At 68.1% G+C, this 21,254-nt stretch carries 16 protein-coding genes and 1 pseudogene; 11 read left to right on the top strand and 6 right to left on the bottom strand.

The genetic code is table 11. From position 1 onward, the window contains the following. Positions 1-339 precede the first annotated feature (339 nt). Positions 340-1,236 (bottom strand): hypothetical protein, encoded by an 897-nt coding sequence (locus Pth03_RS05675; RefSeq protein WP_203943056.1) that lies wholly within the window; start codon positions 1,234-1,236, stop codon positions 340-342. Positions 1,237-1,792: 556 nt separating this feature from the next. Here Pth03_RS05675 and Pth03_RS42750 point away from each other — a divergent pair. The 9 genes and pseudogenes from Pth03_RS42750 to Pth03_RS05635 form a co-directional block, all read left to right on the top strand. Further along, positions 1,793-1,948: pseudogene (locus Pth03_RS42750) on the top strand (transposase); the annotation flags it as partial. 570 nt (positions 1,949-2,518) lie between these two features. After that, complete coding sequence (locus Pth03_RS05670) at positions 2,519-3,565, top strand: ATP-grasp domain-containing protein (RefSeq protein ID WP_239118776.1); 1,047 nt, start codon at positions 2,519-2,521, stop codon at positions 3,563-3,565. 10 nt (positions 3,566-3,575) lie between these two features. After that, positions 3,576-4,841, top strand: coding sequence for an ATP-grasp domain-containing protein (locus tag Pth03_RS05665; RefSeq protein WP_203943054.1), 1,266 nt, complete (start codon positions 3,576-3,578; stop codon positions 4,839-4,841). After that, positions 4,838-6,268, top strand: coding sequence for a coproporphyrinogen-III oxidase family protein (locus Pth03_RS05660; RefSeq protein ID WP_203943053.1), 1,431 nt, complete (start codon positions 4,838-4,840; stop codon positions 6,266-6,268). Before Pth03_RS05665 ends, Pth03_RS05660 begins: the two co-directional genes overlap by 4 nt. Continuing rightward, the gene (locus Pth03_RS05655; RefSeq protein WP_203943052.1) at positions 6,265-7,494 is read left to right on the top strand and encodes an MFS transporter; all 1,230 of its coding nucleotides are present in this window, start codon (positions 6,265-6,267) and stop codon (positions 7,492-7,494) included. The genes Pth03_RS05660 and Pth03_RS05655 overlap by 4 nt, the downstream gene beginning before the upstream one ends. After that, on the top strand, positions 7,487-8,692 hold the full coding sequence (locus Pth03_RS05650) for an ATP-grasp domain-containing protein (protein ID WP_203943051.1): 1,206 nt from the start codon (positions 7,487-7,489) through the stop codon (positions 8,690-8,692). The genes Pth03_RS05655 and Pth03_RS05650 overlap by 8 nt, the downstream gene beginning before the upstream one ends. Then, on the top strand, positions 8,677-9,078 hold the full coding sequence (gene speD / locus Pth03_RS05645) for an adenosylmethionine decarboxylase (protein ID WP_203943050.1): 402 nt from the start codon (positions 8,677-8,679) through the stop codon (positions 9,076-9,078). The genes Pth03_RS05650 and speD overlap by 16 nt, the downstream gene beginning before the upstream one ends. After that, positions 9,075-10,298 (top strand): tryptophan 2,3-dioxygenase, encoded by a 1,224-nt coding sequence (locus Pth03_RS05640; protein ID WP_203943049.1) that lies wholly within the window; start codon positions 9,075-9,077, stop codon positions 10,296-10,298. Before speD ends, Pth03_RS05640 begins: the two co-directional genes overlap by 4 nt. A gap of 10 nt (positions 10,299-10,308) precedes the next feature. After that, positions 10,309-11,313 carry a methyltransferase gene (locus tag Pth03_RS05635; RefSeq protein ID WP_203943048.1) on the top strand — a complete coding sequence of 335 codons (1,005 nt, stop codon included), beginning with the start codon at positions 10,309-10,311 and terminating at the stop codon, positions 11,311-11,313. Here the strand turns inward: Pth03_RS05635 and Pth03_RS05630 are convergent. The 5 genes from Pth03_RS05630 to Pth03_RS05610 form a co-directional block, all read right to left on the bottom strand. Beyond that, entirely contained in the window at positions 11,252-12,142 is an 891-nt protein-coding gene (locus Pth03_RS05630) for an AlkZ-related protein (RefSeq protein WP_203943047.1), read from the bottom strand. The genes Pth03_RS05635 and Pth03_RS05630 overlap by 62 nt on opposite strands. Positions 12,143-12,165: 23 nt before the next feature. Continuing rightward, entirely contained in the window at positions 12,166-13,311 is a 1,146-nt protein-coding gene (locus Pth03_RS05625) for a hypothetical protein (protein WP_203943046.1), read from the bottom strand. A 97-nt stretch (positions 13,312-13,408) separates the two neighbouring features. After that, a complete protein-coding gene (locus Pth03_RS05620; RefSeq protein WP_203943045.1) occupies positions 13,409-15,049 on the bottom strand; it encodes an amidohydrolase in 1,641 nt (546 codons plus the stop codon). A 580-nt stretch (positions 15,050-15,629) separates the two neighbouring features. Beyond that, positions 15,630-16,358: a TylF/MycF/NovP-related O-methyltransferase gene (locus Pth03_RS05615; protein ID WP_203943044.1), complete on the bottom strand. Its 729-nt coding sequence runs from the start codon at positions 16,356-16,358 to the stop codon at positions 15,630-15,632. Between the two features lie 44 nt (positions 16,359-16,402). Further along, the gene (locus Pth03_RS05610) at positions 16,403-17,779 is read right to left on the bottom strand and encodes an FAD-binding oxidoreductase (RefSeq protein WP_203943043.1); all 1,377 of its coding nucleotides are present in this window, start codon (positions 17,777-17,779) and stop codon (positions 16,403-16,405) included. Between the two features lie 154 nt (positions 17,780-17,933). Here Pth03_RS05610 and Pth03_RS05605 point away from each other — a divergent pair, with 154 nt between their 5' ends. Together Pth03_RS05605 and Pth03_RS05600 are read left to right on the top strand one after the other, a co-directional pair. Next, positions 17,934-19,049 carry a helix-turn-helix transcriptional regulator gene (locus tag Pth03_RS05605; protein ID WP_203943042.1) on the top strand — a complete coding sequence of 372 codons (1,116 nt, stop codon included), beginning with the start codon at positions 17,934-17,936 and terminating at the stop codon, positions 19,047-19,049. Between the two features lie 257 nt (positions 19,050-19,306). Beyond that, positions 19,307-21,229, top strand: coding sequence for an AfsR/SARP family transcriptional regulator (locus Pth03_RS05600; protein ID WP_203943041.1), 1,923 nt, complete (start codon positions 19,307-19,309; stop codon positions 21,227-21,229). Positions 21,230-21,254: the final 25 nt, after the last annotated feature.

Raw genomic sequence — 21,254 nt, 5'->3', positions numbered from 1 at the left:
ATCGCGCGGCCTGCTTCGCCGGTGGGGCTGTGAATAGCATCGATCTCGCGTTCGTGGGAGTCGAAGTTCGTGGTGTCCTGGAACTGAAAGTACGGGGAATGCTGGCCCGCCAAGGAAGCCAGGGCGCGACGGACGTCCGCGTCCTTCATATTGAGGCTGGTGGTTTCGTTGGGCTCGACGAGTGGGGCACCTCGGCATTGGCCTTTAGGGGGAAGTATTGGGTCTCCCTGGTCATGTTTGCGTCTCGGGCTACTGCGAGCCGAGGAGTGCCCACAATCCGATGCTCTCGGTCCTCCTCGTGCTTGAGTCTCCCGACCGTGCACACCGAGTCAAGGGCGCCTACTGCGTCGCTTCACGATCCAATGCCTCGTAGTTAGGGCTTTGGCAGGGCTGTCCAGGGTCTACAGCGGCGCGGTAAGCGTGTAGGTCCCGGCGCCTGTCCGGATGAGGAAGCCCAGGCGGGCCCATTCGGCCAGCTGAGTCAGGAGGTTCCGGGGCTTGATCCCGAGTTGTTCGGCAAGCTGACTGCCCTGCCAACTCCCGTGCGGGTCGGTGATCACGATCTCCATGACGCGCTGCCGGCGGGTCGGGGACTGGGGGTGGGCTGGACGTGCCGCGACTGCGGATGCGGCGGTGGGCCGAAAGCTCGAGCGGTGGGGTGTGGAGAGCGATGTCGATCGCGGTGATCGTGGTGGAGTTGTGGGGGCGGCCATCATCGCGGTTCAGAAAGCGGGAGGTGGCGCATTTGACCTTGCGGGCGCTGTAGCGGGGACGGCGGGCCGACAGGAGAGCGTGCAGGATCCCTCGGCCGATGGCGCCGAGCAGGTCGACAGGACCGTCGGGGCAGATGCCGCGGGCTGCGGCGAGCTGATCGCGAGCGGTCTCCAATGCGGTGGTGAAGCTGGCCCGGTCGGGGTTGGTGCCGGGGCAGGTTTCGACGGCGGTGACCATGGCCATGCGCGGCAGTTGGTAGAGCGTGAGCAGGGCCCATATCTCCTGCTCCAGGCCAGGCCGGTCGCCGGAGTGCAGGACATGGCCGTTGAGAAGCGTGTGCCGCAGCGCGAGATAGGCGATCTCGATTTCCCAGCGTTCGTGGTACAGACTGACCACCTCCAGGGCCGGGTAGCGGCGATGGTCCAGCAAAGTGGTGATCAGGCGGTAGCGGTCGTGGACACGACTGCCGTCGGTGCCGGTCAGACGCAGGGCGCCGATCGCGATGTTGCGCAGGGTGGCCATGGCACGGGGTCGGTTGACGTACGGGTCTGGGAGAGGTCTTGGCCGTAGGTAACGTCACGGACCCAGTGCAGCCTGTTTTCGATGGTCCAGCGTCCGCGGCTCCAGGGCGGCGAGATCGGCGGGACGGCTTGGAATTCGGGCAGGCTGGTGATGGCGTAGACGGAGTTGGTCCGCCATTCAATTCCTGCGGCGATGCTTCGGACTTGGCGTTTGATCTGGACCGCCTGAACAGCATGGGGAAACAGGAGCCCGGACTTTGACGCTGACGATCTTCAGCGTGCGTCGTTCCTCGCGGCCGTGACCGCGGTCTTTGCTGCGGTAGTGCATGTCGACCTGACGCCAGGGCAGCTTGGTGAGCTGGCGGTGCAGGGACGGCTGGTTCCGTTGTCTCGTAGTCGTCTTGGCGGATGCGGGACATGAGCGGGATGATCATACAAATGGCGAGTGTCGCACTTAGCGTTTCTGCAGGTCATTCCTAGTGAATAAGCAGTGCCGCCCACACTCTCCTAAGGCGGGTGCCGCAGGTCCAATCCTGCCGGGGGCGAACCTGGCGCTGGTCATCTTCCACGCCCATGTCGGGCTGGTCGAAGCCATCGGCGCGACTCTCCATGGGTGCGTCCCGGCAGCGGTGCCGACCCCATCACCTGCGCAGCCGCTGAACACCGTGCCGACGTCGGCCCAGCCGTGGGTGGCAACCTGGACCATCTTCGACACCCGACCGCCGAGCGGCATGTCGCCGCCCTCCCGGCGTAGTACGCGACCGCCGGCGACCGTTCGCGAAGCGGAACCGCTCACCGATCGGCGCAATGCTGAGCCGTACGAGACGCACGAACCCGTCGAGAATGGTCCGCGAACGTGTCACGACGCGGCCATATGAAGAAACCCCGGGAAATCCCCTGTCACACTCCCAGGAAATATGGAGAAAAGCGCCCCGTCCCCCTTTTCTGCAGACTGCCGACTCGGCAGAAACGCGCCCGGAGATCCGAACGCAATGATCACCCCCGAGTGAGTCTGCCAGTCAAATCGGGAATGTCAAGGCTTGCTGTAAAAAAGGCCACATGAGACGATTCGGGACCGTTGGTCATGGTGAGTTATGGACATCGACGGACTGGGGGCCGCACGTATGTCAAGACTGCTCATGGTTGGATGCGGATGGATGGGGCGTCCGTATCTGGCTCGGGCCCATGCTCGGGGGTTACGGGTCGCCGTTCTCGACTCAGCGGAGGCGCTGTCCTGGCCGGAGACGCGGGCGGCGTTGGGCCCAGACGATCAAGGTTATGCGGTGGCCGGCGCCGACGACGAAGGATGGCTGGTAGCCGCGGCCGCGGCCCTGCGCGACGGTCCCGTGTGCGGGGTCGTCGCCTTCTCCGAGCAGCACGTCAGGGCTGCCGCACTGCTCGCCGACGAACTCGGCCTGCCGGGCCCGGGTCTTCGGGCGGTTCTCACATCACGGAACAAGCTCGTCCAGCGTGAACTGTTCGGCCGGCGGAATCTGGCTCAGCCGGAATACCACCTCGCACGCTCGGCGGAGGACGCCGCGGCCTGGGCCGAGGGCCGATACCCGGTGGTGGCGAAACCGTTGTCCAGCTCGGGCAGCATGGGTGTGCAAATCGTCACCGATGAAAATGAGCTTCACACGTGGTGTCAGGAGAATGACTCTCCGAAATCCTTCCTTGTGGAAGGTTATCTGAGCGGGCCCGAATACAGCGTCGAAGCGGTCGCGTCAGCCGGGGAAATCGTCTTCTGGAGCGTCACCGAGAAGATTACTACCGAGGCTCCTCACTTTGTTGAGCTCGAACATCATGTTCCCGCTCAGGTCGGCGGCGAGGAAAAGTCGGCCATCAGGAGCGTCCTCGGCGAAGTGGCCGGCGCATTGGGGATGCGCAGCGGCATCATGCATCTCGAACTGCGATTGGAGCCCGCGGGCCCGCACATCATGGAGGTGGCGGTCCGCACTCCCGGCGACTACATCATGGACGTGGTCCAGGCGGCCACCGGCGTCGATCTCTACGACGCCGTCATCGCCGTCGCCTGCGACGACACCCCTTCGGTCACGGCCACCGACGACCACATCGCCTCGGTCTGGTTCCCGGCCCCCGAGCCTGGAACGGTCACGTCCGTCAGCGGAGTCGACCGGGTGCAGGCCCTTGAGGGTGTGGTGAACATCGAGATCGATGTCGCCGCCGGGTCCGTGATCCACCCCCTGCGCTCTTCGATGGACCGGATCGGCATGGTCATCTACCGTGCCGCCGATCGGGTCGCCCTCGAAAGCCTGCGGAAGAGGATCCACGACGAACTGGTGATCTCGGTCCAGCCGTCCTCTTCCTGAGAAGACCACCATGGATCTCTCTGTGCCTCCGGCGGGCAACGCCGGTCACGCTCTGGATTCATGCGGTGACGTTGTGCTCGTCGATCCCGCCATGACGGGTCGCGGGTTCAAGAACGCGTGCGCACGCCGCGGCTTGCGCGTCATCGCCCTCTACACCCTCACACCCGACTTCCTGTCCAGCGTCGATCCCTTCTACGAGAGTGGGGACGCCCTCACCTTCTACCTGAGCAGCGTGGAAGCCGCCCGGGACGCCCTGCCCCGACCGGTCCGCGCCGTCATCCCGACCACCGAACCCTCGGTGCTGGTCGGCGACCAGCTCGGCGCGGCGCTCGATCTGCCCGGCAACCCGGTGGAAACGTCCGGCGCGCGGCGCGACAAGACGGCGATGCGCCGGCACGCCACCGCGCACGGGCTGCGAGTGCCCGCGTTCGAGGTCGTCGGGGCCGACGGATTCGCCGCCGCGGCGGAGAGGATCGGCTATCCGGCGATCCTCAAGCCGGCCACCGGCGCCGGGTCGCACGGTGTGACGGTGCTGCCGGACGCCTCCGCCCTGGTCGCGGCCACACAGCGGCTCGACGCGTTCGACCTGTTCGGCAATCGGCTGGAGAACTGGACGATCGAGCAGTACGTCCGCGGCCGCGAGCTGGCCGTGAACACCTTCAGCGTGGACGGCCGCCATCGGGTCCTGGACATCTGGGAGTACCGCCAGCCGTCCTCGGCCGACTACGACCAGCCGTACTGGGATGTGGTGCAGGTCCCCCGCGCCGATCCGGACTGGGCGCGGGCCGCCGAGTTCGTGGTCGACGTCCTGGACGCGTTTCGGGTTCAGCTCGGGCCCGGGCACACGGAGATCAAGGTGGACGCCGCCGGCCCCTGCCTCATCGAGATGGCGACCCGGCTCCCCGGCGCTCACATGGTCGACCAGTGGGCGGCGCACAGCGCCATCCGTCCCTACGACGACACTCTCGCGGTCTTTCTCGGCGAAGATCCCGGCTTGCTCGACCGGGACCTGGCATTCGATGCGGCGCTCGGGATCTGCTGCATACGCAACGACGACCGCCCGGGAACGCTCCGGTCCATCCGCGGACTCGACGAAGTGAAGCGGATTCCGGGCGTGGGCGACGTCTACACCGATCTCGTTCCCGGCGACTTCGTGCCGCTGACCCGCGACCTGGGCTCACTGGTCGCGTTCGTCCTTGTCTCGGGGCCGGATCTGGAGGCCGTCGACCGGCTTCTTTCTCAGGTTCGATCCACTGTCCGATTGGAACTGATGTGATCAACTTCCTTCCCGGCAAGTCCCTCATGAAGTTCGACCGACAGCTCCCCTTCTACAACTGGCTCTATCCCATGAAGGGGCAGGAGCTCGACACCGTGTCCCACCACGAGTTCCACTCGGGGGTGGGCACGGAGGGCGTCCGGACCAGAGCGCTGTACTTCCACATCCCCTTCTGCGAGACGATCTGCACGTTCTGCACGCTGAACCGCGGCCTGGGCAACACCGGGGACGAGCAGATCGAGACCTATGTGCAGGCCCTGCTCCGCGAGATCGAGCTGAAGGGCCGGTATGCCTCGGTCACCGGGATCCCCATCCGGGCGATCTTCTTCGGCGGCGGCACACCCACAACGCTCACCGCGGACCAGATTCTGCGGATCGGCCATGCCATCCGCGAGAACTTCGACCTGTCCGCGCTCCAGGAGTTCACCTTCGAAGCCGAGGTGAAGAGCGTCGACGACGAGAAGTGCGCGGCGATGCGGGAGATCGGCGTCAACAAGGTGCGTTTCGGCCTGCAGAGCTTCGACCCGCTTTATCGCGAACTGTTCAACGTGACCGCCACGATCGAGCAGGAGTACGCGGCCGTCGAACTGTTCCGGCGCTACTTCGACTACACCAGCTTCGACATGATCTACGGCATGCACGGGCAGACGTTCGAGCAGTTCTCCCGTGACATCGAGTACGCCACCGGCATGGGCACCCCGACCATCGAGCTCTATCCGATCACGAACATCGTGACCCAGGCTCCGCTGCATGCGGGCTACGCCAAACGAGGGCTGCAGCCTCTCGGCTTCATCGACAAGATGGCGATGACCATCTATCTGAACCAATATCTGCGGGCCTCGGGATTCCAGCAGCACAACGGGCACGGTTTCCTGCGCCTGCCCGAGGGCGCCCAGCCGGGGCCGGATTTCATCTCGCGCGATTACCTCAACATCTACAACACCCACACGTGGTCCTATCACGACGACGAGCTCATCGGGCTGGGGAACAGCGCGGTCTCGCAGGTCGGCAAATACACCGTGATGAACGACGACAATCGCGTCACGTACGTGAAGAACCTCATGGAGAACAACGACGTCAAGATCAACCTGAGCGTCGGCGACGACATCCCTTACGAGCGGGGCATCGTCTTGGCCCTGCCGTACTTCGGCTGGCTGGACAAGAGCCGAATCCGGTGGGAGCACATCGATTCGGAGATCGTCGACAAGCTCGGACGACTCGTCGACGAGAAAATGCTCATCGAAGATGAGAAGGAGTACCGAATCACCGAGCTCGGGTGGATCTGGTACGTGAACATGATGTACCACCTTTCGCCGGCCACCGACCAGGCCATCCTCGACGATTTCGTCGCGCTGAAGAGGCGGACGAAGGGGCTGACCGACGGCGACAACAGGATGCTTCCTCTGCTGCAAGTGACGGCGCGATGACCGGGACGGAAGAGAAGCCACCACCGCTCTGGAGGTTGAACAGCCACCAGAAGGTCCTCGAATCGGGTGCCCTGCTCAACGCGATCGCATTCTTCGCTGCGCTGCCGTTCGCCTCGCTCTACCTCGCCGACGAGACCTCCCTGAGCAAGCCGGCGATCGGTGCGGTCGTCGGGGGCATCGCCTTCTCGGCAGCCTTCGGCGGCATTCTGGGCGGGATGCTCGTCGACCGTTTCGGTGCCGTGCGCATCATGCTGGTCGGCCTCACGCTCTTCACGGTCGACTACGCCCTACTCGCCACCGTGCGTGGCGACGTGCTGATCGTCGTGCTGATTCTGGCCCTGGGCGTGCCCGGTTTCCTGGTCAACCCCGGCGCCAGAAAACTCCTGTCGCTGGCGGCCGACGAGAGCGGGCGCGTGTTCCGGCTCCGTTACATGACGCTGTGCCTGGGTGGAATACTCGGGCCGCTCATCGGCGGTGCGTTGTACAGCATCAGCCCCGTGTGGTTCTTCGGCGTTCCGGCGGTGACCTACTTCGCCTACCTGATCCTCTTCGCCGTCCGCCGGCGATTCCTGGCCGAACTGGAGTCGCCGGGCGCCCATTCCACGGTTCGTTTTCCGCTCAGCAAGACCATGCGCGACCGGCGACTGCTCGCGGCGACCGCGGCGGGCCTCGCCATCTATTTCGTCTTCTCCCAGCTGGAGTCGATGATCCCGCTGTACATGAAGGGCCTGTACGAAACGCAGGCGCATTCGTACTTCGCAGCCCTCTTCATGACGAACGCCGTGCTCGCGCTGGCCTTCCAGATACCGATCGACCGTATCTCCACGAAGCTCAGCCGTGACCAGCTGATCCTGTTGGGCTGCGTGAACTTCGCCATCGCGTTCTTCTGCTTCTGGGCCGGTTCGGCCAGCATCGCGCTGCTCTTCGTCGGAATCGTCTTCTGGACCATCGGCGAGGGCATCCTGCTGCCCACGCCCGACATCGCGGTGCACTCGATCGCGGACGACGAACGCAAGGGGGCTTACTTTGGTTTCGCCGACATCCGCTACCTCGGTTTCTTCGTCGGTCCGGTGGTCGGGGGCACCCTGCTCGGCGCCGGCATCCCGCTCTATTTCTGGGTCATGGCGCTGTTCATCTTCGTCTGCGCCCCTCTGCTCATCCACCAGTTCTCCGCGCCGTCCGACGTGCGCCAGCAGACTTTGCGACCGGTGATGGCCGATGACTGACAACACCATCGTCGTGGCGCATCGCATCCCCTCGGCCGTCACCCCTCTCGGCGAATGGCTGGGCGAGGTGGCCGACCGGGTGGTGCTCATCACCAGCAAGGAGGCCGCCGACGAATACGCCCGGGCTTTCCCCGAGGTCATCGGGGTCGCCGACTACTCCGGCAGCGACGAGGTCGTCGAACGCCTGGACGAGCTGTGCCGTACCCGGAACGTCACCCGCATCGTGTACGGCACGGAGGACGACATCCTGCGCCTGGCCAGGGTCAGGACGCGGTACGGCATCGCGGGGCTCGGCGAGGCCCAAGCGCTTCCGTACCGGGACAAGGCGCTGATGAAGGATGCCGTCAGGGAGGCGGTCCGCACCCCTTCGTACCTCGTTCCCCCGGGACCGGACGAGGCCGCCTCGTTCGCCGCCCGGACCGGCTGGCCCGTCGTGGTGAAGCCGCGTCTCGGGTACGGCTCGCGCGGCGTGGTCGTCGCGACCTCGGAGGCGATGCTGCGGGCGGAGGTGGAGGCGCGACCGGCCGACGACGTGCTGCTCGAGGAGTTCGTTCCGGGCGATGTCTACCACGTGGACGGCTTCATGCGCGACGGCGAGGTCGTCCTCTCCCAACCGTCCCGCTACCTCAACGGCTGCCTGGCATTCCAGGAGGGAAGGCCCCTGGGCAGCGTGCAGCTCGACGCCGACGACCCGGTCGCACGCGCATTCGAGACGTTCGTGCCGGCCGTCATCGGGGCGCTGCCGCCGACGGAACTCACGCCCTTCCACCTGGAGGCGTTCCTCCACGAGGCCACAGGCGAGCTGTACTTCTGCGAGATCGCCGCGCGGCTGGGCGGCGCCCACGTCTTCGAGACGCTCACCCAGGTCACCGGGGTGAACCCCGTCAGGACGTGGTACAGGCACCAGGTCGGCCTGGTGGAGGAGCCGAGGTTCCGGCACGGCACCGACCGATACGGCTGGCTCCTCGTCCCGCCGCAGGCCGGCACCCTGGATGCGATCCACGACCTGCCCCTTCCCGAGGGCGTCGTCCAATATCGCGCCAATTTCCAGCCCCCGCACAGCTTCGACGGAGCACACGCGAGCACCGACGCCGTCGTCTCCTTCGTCGTGGGCGGCGAATCCTCCCAGCATGTTGAGCGGAGTCTGCGGTCGTGTATCCGCTGGGCCGCAGAAGCACTGAGGTGGACTACTTCGTGACTGAATTCACCTTCACCGGCACGCACGTTCTCTGTGACATAACCGCCGTGTCGCATGCCTACATCACCGACAACGCACTCATCCTGGAAGCCATCCGCCGCGGCATCGACGAATCCGGCGCGACGCTGTGCGACATGCAGAGCAAGGAGTTCACGCCGGCCGGCATGACGGCGGTGTATCTGCTCTCCGAGTCTCATGTCTCCGTGCACACCTATCCCGAATTCGGCTCGATGTTCATCGACGCCTTCACGTGCGGGACCAGATGTCAGCCCGAACGCATCGTGGAGACGCTGATCCGCGCGCTCGGCCCGTGTGAACACCGCATCAGCATCGTCGGCCGAGGTGTCCCCGTACGCGCGGGCGCCCCGGTGGGTGTGCCGAAATGAGCACGACCGAGATGATCGCGGCGGAAGCCGCCATCGTGGACAGCGGCCGGCTCGGCGTCGGCGGCGCGAACCTCCAGGCCAACACCTCCGACGCGGCCCAGCGTTCCGGTGCCGCGGCCTACGACGCGGTGGCCGGCTGGCAGTCGGAGGCGACGCCTCTCGGGCACACCCGTCTGTTCCCCTACGAGGAGACGCTCCTGCACTTCCAGGCCGTCGGCCGGCTGCGGGCCAACCCGATGCTGGTGTCGCTGCTCCGCGGCATCCACTCCGACCGGGTCGGCTGGCCGCCGGTCCTGCGGGAATGGCTCCCCCTCACCTACGACCAGCGGGAAGGTGACTACGACTCGTACATCGGTTCGCGGGCCCTGGCCGCCGTGGTGGAGCACGCGGCCGACCCCGATGCGGCCGTCGACGCGCTCATCGTCGCGGCCGCCGCGGATCTCGCGATCCTGGAGTTGACCGCGCTCTCGGCCTCTCCTGACCGGGCGCAGCTCGTCCGGACCAGAGCCGCCGTCCGCGTGCTGGCCCGAATGCCGGAGATGGCTCCCGGCTGCCCTCTGCCCGAGGGCGGGCTGACCGTACTCCGCGAAGCCCTCAGCCACGACGGCGAGCCGCCGGAGGAAGTCAGGCAGGCGCTTTCGGCGATCCTCAGGGACGTGCGACAGCCGATCAGGGCGACCGTCCAGTTCACCCTGTTGCCCACCACACGCCTCCACGACGAGCAGATGTTCATACGGTGCATCCAGATCTTCGAGGGCATCTATGCGCAGATCGCCGAGGCACTGATCCGGGCGGGAGACGCGGTGTCGGCCGGGAAGACCGACCTGGCGTGCGCCGAGTTCGACCGGGCCTCCGCCAGGCTGGAGGCCACGCCGGTCCTCTACCGCGTCCTCACCACGATGCCCAAGGAGGTGTTCGCTGTGATCCGCGACTACACGCACGGCCGCAGCGCCGTCCAGTCTCGCCAGTTCCGGCGGGTGGAGGCGGCGGGACCGGACCTGTTGAAGAACGTCGAGACACTGGGCGTCTCCTCCGACGCGATGGCACGACTCACCCAGGCCATGGACCGCCTGAACCAGGCCTGGCGGACAATGAAGATCAGCCATTGGGGGATCACCCTGAAGATCATTGGGTCGGTGCCCGGGACGGGCGGCACGACCGGTGCCGCCTACCTCCGCGAACGGGCCGACATCTCGTTGTTCCCCGATCTGACCGCCTAGGGGGCGTTGGATGTCTGCTGAAACAAATATGAACGCCCTGCTCCGCCGCAAGATCATGGGCTATATCGTCAGCCAGGCGATCTTCTCGGTGAGCCGGGTAGGGGTGCCTGACCTGCTGGCCGACGGCCCGCGACCGCTCCCGGAGCTCGCCGCGGAAGCAGGCGTGGACATGGGCGCGCTCGGCCGGTTCCTCCGGGTCCTGGCCGCGGAAGGAGTCTTCGCCGAGACCACGCCGGACGTCTTCGGGCTCACCCCGATGGGCGAGCTGCTCCGTACCGACGTCCCCGGGTCGCTTTCCCACCTCGCGGAACTGATGGACGGTGAGGCGTACCAGGCCTGGAGCGGCGCGGTTCACTCGCTGGGGACCGGCGAACCAGGGTTCGACCAGGTCTACGGCATGCCGTACTTCTCCTGGCTGGCCGAGAACGCCGAAGCGGCCGAGCGCTTCGACCGGGCTCAGGCCGGTCTGGTCCGGCTGCGGCTTCTCCCCCTCCTCGACCGCGACTGGAGCGGGGTGCGCACCGTCGTCGACGTGGGCGGCGGCAACGGGGTGCTCATGGCCACGTTGCTGGAGAAGTTCCCGGAGCTCACCGGTGTGGTCTTCGACCTGCCGCACGTGCTCGCCGGATCCGAGCCGGTGCTCGAGAAGGCAGGAGTCGCGGATCGGGTGCGGCTGCACGGCGGCGACTTCTTCACGAGCGTGCCCGCCGGGGGCGACGTGTACGTGCTGTCGCAGATCCTGCATGACTGGAACGACGAGCAGGCCACGGCCATCCTGCGGCGCCTCCGGGAGGCCATGCCGTCCGGGGGACGGCTGCTCATCCTGGAACAGGTGCTGCCGGAGACGTCGGAGCCGGACCCGGCGACCCTCCTCGACCTGCACATGCTGGTGCTGCTCGGCGGCAGGGAACGCACCGAGAAGGACTGGCGGGAACTGCTCGCCGGTGGAGGCTTCAGCCTGAGCGGCCTGGTGCGCGGGCCGCGCTCGGCGTTGCTCGAGGCGCTTCCCGGCTGAGGGCCGGCAACGCCGCGTCGGCCCGCTCTCGCGGCCACCCGAAGGCACGGCGAAGGTCGCCCGGCCTGGTAGTGATCATCGTGTCGAGGAAGCAGGCAGCCGCGCCGGCGTCACGTTCCGCGCGGCTGCCCTGCGACGGGACCGTGAATGCCCGCGCCGTCAGCTCCAGCACACAGCTGGCCCAGCCGCTCCCGGTCTCCTCGACCCCGTAGTTGGTCACCAGCAGCTTGCGGCCCAGGTCCGCGACGGCCTTGTCGACCGTCTTGGCAGACTCACCGAATATCGCCCGCAGGGTCCGGGTCGGGGTGGGCCCCTCATGGAGCAGGTGTGTCGCCACCTTCACGGCCACCGGCCCCAGGTCGTGCGCCGCGTGGAAGTCCTCCGGAACTCCCGCGTACTCGTACAGGTCGGCCAGCAGACCCGGTGCGATCAGCGTCTGCTTGCCGGACAGGTACTTGCCCAGCCATGCCTCGCCGCGGACCGGCAGTTCGTCCTTCCACGTCCACATCGCCTCGAGGTCGTCCCCCCACCCCGACGGCAGCCGCGGACGCGAATCGTCCCGGGACGCCTCCCGCAGCGAGGGATATCGCGCCTCCCTGCCGCCGAACAACAAGCAGAACCCGACGTCTTCGACGAATTCCTTCGCCTCCTCGATGTCCCGCAACGGGGGGCCGTCACACCACCAGCGGCTGCGGCGGGCCGCGACCAGATCATCCAACGCGCTCTCCACATCCGTTCCGACGCCCACGACGCCGGCGTTCACGTCCGGCAGCAAGAAGGTCGAGCCCTCCGGCGGGTGCCGGAAGCTCGACCAGCTTGCCATTCTCATCCCTGACGGAAATCCTTTCGCCGCTAGGCGGCCGCCAGGGCCCCGTTCTCCACCAGGAACCGGGTCAGGTCACGCGCGTCCTCGTCGGCGGGCGTGTCACGCGGCACTCCGAGGGGAAGGCCGGAGAGCTCGACGAACCAGGGAAGCACCGTACGAGGGAAACGGCGGCTTCTGCCGTGCGTCGCGACCAGGACGGCACCGTCGGTCTCGTACCAGAGCCGGGGAGCGTGGCTCCTGACCACGACGGCGCTCGGGTCGTCCGCCGGCGACCGCTCCGGATCCGGCCCGTCCAGACCATACGCGGAGGCGCGTGCCAGAGCGTCGGCCTCGTCGACCCCGGCCCCGAGGAAGTCCCGGTAGCCGGTGAGCCATTCTTCGCTCACCTGGCCGTCGGTTCCCACACTGAACGGATAGGTGCCTTCACCGGAGACGAACGACTTCGTGTATCGCGCGATGTTGACCGCGAAAGCGGGCCCGACGGTCTCCGCCACGTGCCAGGTGCCGGGATCCCAGGTGAAGAACTCGCCCGCTGAGGCGATGAACGACGTACCCCGATCAACCACGGAAGGCACGGACAACGAGGGGAGATATTCCTCGGGGTCGATGGCGGTCATCCCCTCCGCCACACGCCGGTCGACCGAGGAGGGGATCCAGTCCTCTCCGTGCCAGAAATGCATGAACTTCTTGCCCTGGAGCACGAAATGGCTGTTGCCGCACTGCTCCCGATGGATGCCGCCCGGGGTCGCCTTGTATTCGCCGAGAAAGACCTCGATATCGATGTTCCCCGCGACCAGGCCGTGCTGCTCGAACACCTCTCCGAACGCGGAGAGCAACAGCTCGAACATGTCCCGGTCGTGCACGGACAACTCGCGCGCGTAAAGCAGGATCGGGGTGCCGGCGCCGTATTTCTCCTGGAGACGCTTCAGCCACATCTCGGGCGTCTCCGTACCCTCAGGGGCGGGCATCAGAGACGTGTCGGCGAGTACCTGCGCGCCCACGGTGATTTTCACCAGTTCACGCTGATCGTCTCCGGCGAGCACCGCGCGCACCGCGCCCATGACGCCCTTCCAGACCTTCTCCGGGGTGACCGCCGCGCAATCCCACTTTTCGATCCGGGTGCTTTCAGCCGAGTCGGGAGTCTTCACTATCGTCACCTTGGTGTCCGACATAGCCTGCTTCCTCTCACCGGTTCTGGTTCGGATTTCCTTCATGCGGCATGGCGTGGCCGCCGCCTCGACGGGCCGCGGCGGTCGCTGAGCGGATCGTTCACTCCCACTCACCGTGTCGGTCGTGGACACATCGCCCACCGGCGATCGTGAGGTCGACCTGCGCTTCGCTCAGCGATTCGGGATCCCCCCCGAGGACGTCGCGGTCGAGGATCGCGATGTCGGCGGGCGCGCCCTCGGTGAGGGTGGCCGGGTGGTCGTGCAGATGGGCCGTCCCCGCGGTGTAGGCGTGCAGGATTTCCGGGACTGCGATGATCTCGGATGGGTTGAACGGCGCCGGTCGGAAGTCGGGGCCCAGCCAGGGCGCACTGGCCAGGGCGGGCAGCCGCGTCGCGGCCACATAGGAGCCCCAGAGCGGGTTCGGGCTGCTGACGGGCCAGTCGCTGCCGGCCGCGAGCCGGGCGCCGGCGCGCAGCAGACCGCCGAACGGATACTGGCGGTCCACGCGGGAACCGCCGAGCAGCGGCTCGTACGTCTTCCGCATCCCCGGGATCTCGGCCGCCCACAGAGGCTGCACGGTGGCCGTCACGTCGAGCTCCGCGAACCGGGGAAGGTCGTCGTCCGCGACGAGCTGCACGTGGGCGATGTGATGCCGTCGCCTGCCGTGATCGGCCGAGGCACTGACCGCCGCCTCCACCGCGTCCAGGCATTCGCGTACGGCGCGGTCCCCGACCGCGTGGAAGTGCACGGAGAATCCTGCCTGGTCGAGTGCCGTCACGGCCTCGCGCAGCCGTTCGGGGTCCAGCCTGCTGGGCAGGGAAGCGGATCTGTCCAGGTACGGCGTCAGAAGCGCCGCCCAGCCGTTCTCACAGATCCCGTCCTGCATGATCTTCACGTGGTCGGCGGGCAGACCCGCGGCGCGGGCCAGCTCACGTCGCTCGCGCAGCTCCTCCAGCTGTTCGAGCCCCCGGTCCGGGTCCCACCACAGGGCGAGCGACACCCGGCCCGTCAGGCCGCCCCGCTCGGCGACGGCCAAATAGGCGGGCAAAGGATCGGGCAGCCCGAGATACGGGCCCACCAGGGCGTCCTGCCACGCGATGATGCCCTCACGGTGGAGCAGACGCTGGGCCGCGCACAGGGCCTCTTCCAGAATCGTCTGGTCCAGTGGAGGAAGGTGCCGCCCCACGAGGTCCGCTGCGGCCTCGTGCAATGTGCCCGCCGGATCGCCCCTGTGGTCTCTCGCGATGGTCCCGCGTGGCGGATCGGCGGTATGCGAGCCGATGCCGGCGCGCCTCAGGGCTGCGGTGTTCACCCACGCGTCGTGCAGATCGGAACCCATGAGATAGACGGGCCTGTCGGAGACCGCTGAATCGAGCAACACCGCCGTCGGAGACCTGTCGGGAAAGAACGCCGACGTCCAGCCGCCTCCCACGATCCACGGCAGGTCCGGGTTGCGCAGGGCATAGTCCCGGACCCTGGTCAGGGTGTCCGCGGCGTCGGACGCGTCCCGGAGGTCGCACCAGGATTCGAGCAGGCCGCCCGCCAGCGGATGCACGTGTCCGTCCTGGAACCCCGGCATGACCAGCCGGCCCTTAGTACGGATCACCGTGGTCGCGGGCGTGATCAAGCTCCGCAGGTCGTCGACGGCCCCCACTGAGAGCACCCGGCCACCGCGCAACACGACCGTGTCGGCATCGTCGCGGCCGAACACCCGGCCGCCTGTGAGAACGACCTCAGCCATGGGAACTGATCGGGACGAGCGTCATCTGTTCTGACCTTCCGTACTGGCCTCGTCGAGCGGTCCGGGGGAATCGCACAGCCTGCTCGGGCCACCTGGCGTCCGTCATCGCAATTAGTGGAATGCGTTTGACTCGGCGCGGGGCGACTGCCTATTTTCAGGAAACGTTCACCACGCCGGCGGACATATCCGATCCGGCGGTGACGAGATTCAGGATCTACGTGTCGATTTTTATGGCGAATTCGCCGTTGACAACGATCCGATTTTCCCTTAGGGACCCGCTCTTCAGCGACATCCCCGTACGTCGACGTGCTTGTAGAAGTGTCTTCCGCCCCAAGAGGATGTCGCCCCCGTCACTCTTCGGCTTACATAGACGCTCAGAATTGAATCGCCGTACAGGATGATCTCGATGCTCCCGCGAGATTAAACCCTCGTGACACTCCACCGCAAGTAAGGATTTTCAGAAAATACGGACACCGCGCAGCCGCGGCGCTATTCGCCGCGGCCTTTGACCTGCGGTAAAACGCAGCCGTTCCATGAGGCCCGCAGGTCGGTGCGTACGGCCTGCTGCGGAGGCTCCGGCTCACCAGGTCGAGGCGAGCCTGCGGCGGAGCCGTACGGGGAGCAGGGGCGGCGCCTTGGTGTACCGTTCGTCGCCGATCACCTGGAACAGGGCTCGCCGGTCCGTCATCTCGCCCTTGCCGCTCGGCTCCCTGCCGAAGACCGCGACGAGTGCCGTGCGGATGCCCGTGCGTTCGGTCCAGTCGACGAAGGCCCGGCACTCGGCCGGGTCCTCGCCGAAGAACTCGTCGAACAACAGCAGGCTGCCCCCGCCCAGCAGCGGCGTCAGCCAGTCGAGCGCGCACGTGGTCGCCGACTCCAGGTCCGCGTCGAGGTGCGCGAAGCTGACCCTGCCGACTTCGGCGGCGAGCACGTGCGTGAGGGAGTCCTCGAAGAAGCCCTTGACGATCCGGACACCCCGGAGCCGGGGAACGGGGGTGGCGAAGGTGCCGGCGGACAGGTGCTCATAAGACTCCGGCAGGCCCTCGAACGAGTCACAGGCGTAAATCCGCTTCTTCCACTGTGCCGGATCCCAGACCCGTGACCGGAAGAGCTCATCCCGGATGACCCTGGTGGAGTAGCCCTTCCAGGTGCCGAACTCGATGATGTGGCCGGGGATCGGCCGCGCCAGCGCAACCGCGAGCTCCAGGACCTGCGCCCTCGACGGGTAGGTGACCTTGGACTTGTGCTCCGTCCAGTCGCCCTCGCGCCCGGCGAGCCATTCCTCGTGGATCACCTGATGATGCGTCATTCCACACTCCAAAAAGAACAAAGGTCATTCGGTCAGATGGCACGTCAGGAGGGCCGGACCGGGTGATTGGCCCGGATGACGTCCAACGGGTCGTAGGTCTTCTTGATCTCCCGCAGCCTGCGGTGCACGTGCGCGGGTTCGAAGGCGAGCCCCGCGGTACGCCGTTCGGTGAAGTTGCGGTACGAGGTGGGTGCCCGCCAGGGGGCCATGGCCGCGGAAAGGGCGTCGAGGGCGGCGTGCACCGCGGCGGCGGAGCCTGCGTCGACCGTGATGCCGCCGGAGAACAGGCCGAAAGCGGCGTCCAACGAGGACACCGCGCCGCCCTTGCGCGCGTTCGGGGCGAGGGCGCCGCCGAGATGCCGCGCCTCGATCGTCAGCAGCGGGACGTCGTTGCCGGGGCCGGCCACCGCCAGCAGCGCGGCCAGGGCTTCGTCGGGCAGTCCGGTGACCTGGAACCCGTCCCCCGTCGCCGGAGTGGGACCGGGCGGGTCGAGATGAAGCATGTTCAGATTGGTGACCGGGGTCGGCGCGAAGGTGTCGATCTCCGGGCCGAGCTCGCGCAGCGGTGCGAGCACTTCGTCGGCGGCCTGCCGGTCGAGTTGCGCCACCGCTTCGACCGCCACGAGGGCGCGGGCGCGAAACGGCTGCGGAATCTCCTCCAGCGGCGGAAAGCGGAGGAGCCGGCCGATCGAGGTGACCGAGTCGGGGACGGTCGCCGTCCAGTCGCGCCACCGCCTCAGCACGGCCTCGGCCTGTTCCATGGGCCAGTACATCGCCCCGGCGTGCACCTCGGTGATGGGGAACAGGGCGAACTCCAGCTCGGTGACCACGCCGAACCCGCCCCCGCCGCCGCGTATCGCCCAGAACAGCTCCGGCTCGTGTTCGGCGTCCACGTGCAGGATGCGGCCGTCCGCGGTCACCACCGTGGCGGCGGTGACGTGGTTGGCGGCCAGCCCGTGGGAGCGGGCGAACCATGACAGGCCGCCGCCCAGGGTGTAGCCGACCACGCCGACGTCGGCCGCGGTGCCGCTAAGGCCGGCCAGCCCGTGCTTGGCGGCGGCCTCGGTGACCTCCGCCCACACCGCGCCGGCGCCCACGCGCGCCCGCCGCCGGACGGCGTCGATGTGCACCGTCGACATCTCGGACGTGCGCAGCAGGATCGTGTCGTCCAGCGGGCCGAGCGGGGCGGCGTTGTGCCCGCTGCCCTGTGGTGCCACACGCAGCCCGTACGCCCGGGCCGCCTCCAGTGTGACGGCCACGTCGGCGGCGGACCTGGCCCGCACCACCGCAGCCGGGCGCTGGTCCACGGCCAGTTGCCAGGCGGATCGCCCGGCGTTCCAGCCCGGATCGCCCGGCAGGATCAGCGTGCCGTCCAAAAGCGAGGTGAGGTACACCAAATCGTCGGAGGAGGTGACAGGCACCGCGATAGACCTTCCAGATCGGGTTCGTCGTACCGATCGAGGGTGCCGGGAGACGTCATTCGGTCCCATCCCACGCGTAAGGGGTTCTCCGCCCCGCCCACCCCCCACAAATGAGGGGATGCGCCGTACAAAAACCGCGTGAGAACCTAGAGGCATGGAGGGCAAGGGGGGCCCGTCCGCACCGGGGTACATGGTCGCGGGCACGGGGGTTGAGGTTTTCGCGGCGACCGCGCGCAGACTGCGCCGGGTGGTGCCCTACGACGCGGCGGCGTGGTTCGGCACCGATCCGGCCACCGTGCTACCGACCACGCCGATCCGGGCGGAGAACATCGAGCCGGTGCACTGCGAGTCCTACTGGCACCGCGAATTCCGCATGGAGGACGTTCTCACGTTCCGGGACGTGGCGCGCTCAGCCGACGCCGCGGGCACGCTCCGCCAGGCCACCGGCGGGCGCCTCGGCCGCAGCGCCCGCTACCAGGAATTCATGCGTCCGCAGGGCTACGCCGACAACCTGCGCGCCGCATTCCGCATCGGCGAGGGCGCATGGGGCGTGGTGGATCTGTACCGCTTCGCCGACCGTCCGCCCTTCGACGAACGCGACCTGCGGCACGTCACAGGCTTGACCCGCGAGGTCGCCCCGAGCCTGGCCGGCCTTGCCGTCACCAGCAAGCGCGGAAGGCCAGGCGAAGCCACCGAGCCGCCGGGAACCGCTCTGTTCGACGACGACGACCGGGTCACCCTCGCCGACTCGCACGCGGAGCGCTGGTTCCGCGAGTTGTGCGGCTCCCTCTGGGACAAGCCCTCGAACTCGCTGTGGACGGCGGCCATCTACTCGGTGGTGGCCCGCGCACGGGCCGTCGCCGCCGAACGCGAGTCCGGCCCCGCCGTCGTACGGCTCCGCGGCGACAGCGGACGCTGGTTCAGCATCCACGCCTCGGTGTTGCACGACCGGCGGAAACAGCCGGGGCCGGTCTCGGTGGTGATCGAACCGGCGACCTCGGGACAGATCGTCCCCATCATCGTGGAGGCGTACTCGCTGACGCCGCGCGAGCGAGAGGTCACCGAATGCGTGGCTCGCGGGCACAGCACGACGGAGATCGCCAGACGGCTCCACCTGTCTCCCCACACCGTACGCGACCACCTCAAGGCGGTCTTCGCCAAGGTGGACGTCAGCAGCCGCGGCGCATTGGTGGCCAAGCTGTTCGGCGAGCACTACAGCCCCTTCATGCACTCCCCTGACGCCGAACTGGTCCACGTCTACGGCTCCTGAGCCCGCGGGAACACCCTGGACCCTCGTCCGGCGCCTTATAAGGGGCCGGCATCCGTGAGGGCGAACTCCTCCATCGAAGAGCCGTGCTGCCCGCACGTGGGCGGCAATCATGCCGGCTCGATCCCGGCAACCCAAGATCGTGAAAGGTGTGAGTTGTTACCTGACGTCGTGTCACGAACCGCATGTCCGTGTGTGACCCGGGACGCAGTGTGCGCTCTGTTACGCGTGCAGGCTTCGCCGGTTGGGAGGGGGTGGCGATGACGCGGGCGCTCCGCTTCGCGGTGCTCGGCCCGGTCAGGGCTTGGCACGGCGAGGACGAACTGCCGCTGGGCTCGCCGCAGCAGCGCGCGGTCCTGGCGGCGCTGCTGCTGCGTGAGGGCGGCGCCGCGACGGTCGACCAGCTCATCGACGCGGTGTGGGGAGCCGAGCCGCCGCCGGCTGCGCGGGCGACGGTCCGCACGTACGTGTCGCGACTGCGGCAGGTGCTCGTGGCCGACGGCGAGCCGCTGCTGGGGTCTACGGCGGGCCTCTACCGGCTGCGGGTCGAGCCAGGCGCGCTCGACGTCGCTGCCTTCGCCGACCTCGTCGCGCAGGCCCGGGAGGTGCGGCAGCAGGGCGACGCGGCCACCGCCGCCGACCGGCTGCGCGCGGCCGCCGCCATGTGGCAAGGTGAGCCGCTCAACGGCGTGCCGGGGCCGTACGCCGAGGTGCAACGCGCCCGTCTGGAACGCGTACGGCAACTCGCCGCCGAGGAGCGGCTCACACTCGACATCGAGATCGGGCGGCACACGGCGGCGATGGCGGAGCTGACCGCGCTCGTCGAGGAGCAACCGTTCGACGAGGGGCTGCGGCGGCTGCTCATGCTCGCGTTGTACCAGGCCGGCCGGCCCTCGGCGGCGATCGCGCAGTACCACGAGATCCGCACGCTGCTCGCCGACGAGTTGGGGCTCGACCCCGGCGCGGCGTTGCAGGAGCTGTACCAGCAGGTGCTCGTCGCCGACCCGACCCTGGCCGCGCCGGCGGCGCCGGCGGCAACGGCACCACCGGCCGTCACCGCGCCTGCCGTCGTGGCCGCACCGCCGCACCAGCTGCCTGCGGACATCACCGACTTCACCGGCCGGGCGGCACTTCTTGCGGAGCTGACGGACGCACTCGGCGCCGAGCGCGACACCGGGTCGGCTCCGGCGATCGGCCTGACCGGCCTCCCCGGTGTCGGTACCAGCGCACTCGCCATCCACGTGGCGCACCGATTGCGCGACCGCTTCCCCGACGGGCAGCTGTACGCGGACCTGCGCGGCGGCCGTGGCGCGCAGGTCGACCCGGCCGCAGTCCTCGGCCGGTTTCTGCGGGCGTTCGGCGTCGAGCCCGCTGCCGTCCCCGAAGACCTGCACGAGCGGGCCGCGCTGTGGCGCAGCATCGCCGACGGCCGGCGCGTCCTCGTCGTGCTCGATCACGTGCAAAGCGCCGACCAGGTGCGCCACCTCGTCCCAGTCGGGTCTCGATGCGCGACCGTTCTCACCGCCGACCGGCGGCTGCCCGGCGTCGCCGGCGTCGCGTGGCGCACCGTGCCCGTCTTCGACGCCGACGAGTCGCTCGACCTGCTGCGCCGCGTCGCCGGCGATGAGCGCATCGCCGCCGAACTGGACGCCGCCCGCAGGTTCGCCGCGGCGTGCTCGCACGTGCCGGTCGCGGTGCGGGTCGCGGCGGAGCGGCTGCTGGCGCGTCCGATGTGGAGTGTCGCCGAGATCGAAGACCGGCTCCGGGTGGAGATCCGCCAGCCGGTGCCGCTGCACGCCGACTGCGACCTGGTGGAGGCGCCCCTCGAACGCCGCTACGACGACCTCGACCCGCAGACCGCGCAGGCGTTCTGCCTCGCCTCCCTGGCCGACGGCGCCGACGTGACGGCGGCCGACGTGGCCGGGCTCGCCGGGCTCCCGCTGCCGGAAGCCGAGCGCCTCATGGAGGAGCTCGTGGACGCCCACTTCGTGGAGCCGGTGGCTTACCGGCGCTACAGGTACCACTCCCTGATCCGCTGGTTCGCCCGCCGCAAGGCAGCGCTCCAGCTGGGCCGCACCATCGCCGAGGCGAGCCTGGACGCGCTTCATCCCGCGGTGCCGGCGAGACGCCTGGTCCTGGGCCGCTCGCGGCTGACGACCCTGGCGCACCGCCACAGCGCGTGACCCGCCGACGGGCCGGTTAGCCAAG

Source organism: Planotetraspora thailandica, from assembly GCF_016863335.1.
Classification (GTDB): domain Bacteria; phylum Actinomycetota; class Actinomycetes; order Streptosporangiales; family Streptosporangiaceae; genus Planotetraspora; species Planotetraspora thailandica.
This window is presented reverse-complemented; position numbering and strand designations above follow the sequence as displayed.

What these genes read in the sequence shown, in the direction of transcription:
- Pth03_RS05675 (WP_203943056.1), bottom strand. Translation starts at nt 1,236, where the DNA reads ATGGCCACCCTGCGCAACATCGCGATCGGCGCCCTGCGTCTGACCGGC.
- Pth03_RS05665 (WP_203943054.1), top strand. Translation starts at nt 3,576, where the DNA reads ATGGATCTCTCTGTGCCTCCGGCGGGCAACGCCGGTCACGCTCTGGAT.
- Pth03_RS05655 (WP_203943052.1), top strand. Translation starts at nt 6,265, where the DNA reads ATGACCGGGACGGAAGAGAAGCCACCACCGCTCTGGAGGTTGAACAGC.
- Pth03_RS05650 (WP_203943051.1), top strand. Translation starts at nt 7,487, where the DNA reads ATGACTGACAACACCATCGTCGTGGCGCATCGCATCCCCTCGGCCGTC.
- Pth03_RS05640 (WP_203943049.1), top strand. Translation starts at nt 9,075, where the DNA reads ATGAGCACGACCGAGATGATCGCGGCGGAAGCCGCCATCGTGGACAGC.
- Pth03_RS05635 (WP_203943048.1), top strand. Translation starts at nt 10,309, where the DNA reads ATGTCTGCTGAAACAAATATGAACGCCCTGCTCCGCCGCAAGATCATG.
- Pth03_RS05630 (WP_203943047.1), bottom strand. Translation starts at nt 12,142, where the DNA reads ATGAGAATGGCAAGCTGGTCGAGCTTCCGGCACCCGCCGGAGGGCTCG.
- Pth03_RS05625 (WP_203943046.1), bottom strand. Translation starts at nt 13,311, where the DNA reads ATGTCGGACACCAAGGTGACGATAGTGAAGACTCCCGACTCGGCTGAA.
- Pth03_RS05620 (WP_203943045.1), bottom strand. Translation starts at nt 15,049, where the DNA reads ATGGCTGAGGTCGTTCTCACAGGCGGCCGGGTGTTCGGCCGCGACGAT.
- Pth03_RS05615 (WP_203943044.1), bottom strand. Translation starts at nt 16,358, where the DNA reads ATGACGCATCATCAGGTGATCCACGAGGAATGGCTCGCCGGGCGCGAG.
- Pth03_RS05605 (WP_203943042.1), top strand. Translation starts at nt 17,934, where the DNA reads ATGGAGGGCAAGGGGGGCCCGTCCGCACCGGGGTACATGGTCGCGGGC.
- Pth03_RS05600 (WP_203943041.1), top strand. Translation starts at nt 19,307, where the DNA reads ATGACGCGGGCGCTCCGCTTCGCGGTGCTCGGCCCGGTCAGGGCTTGG.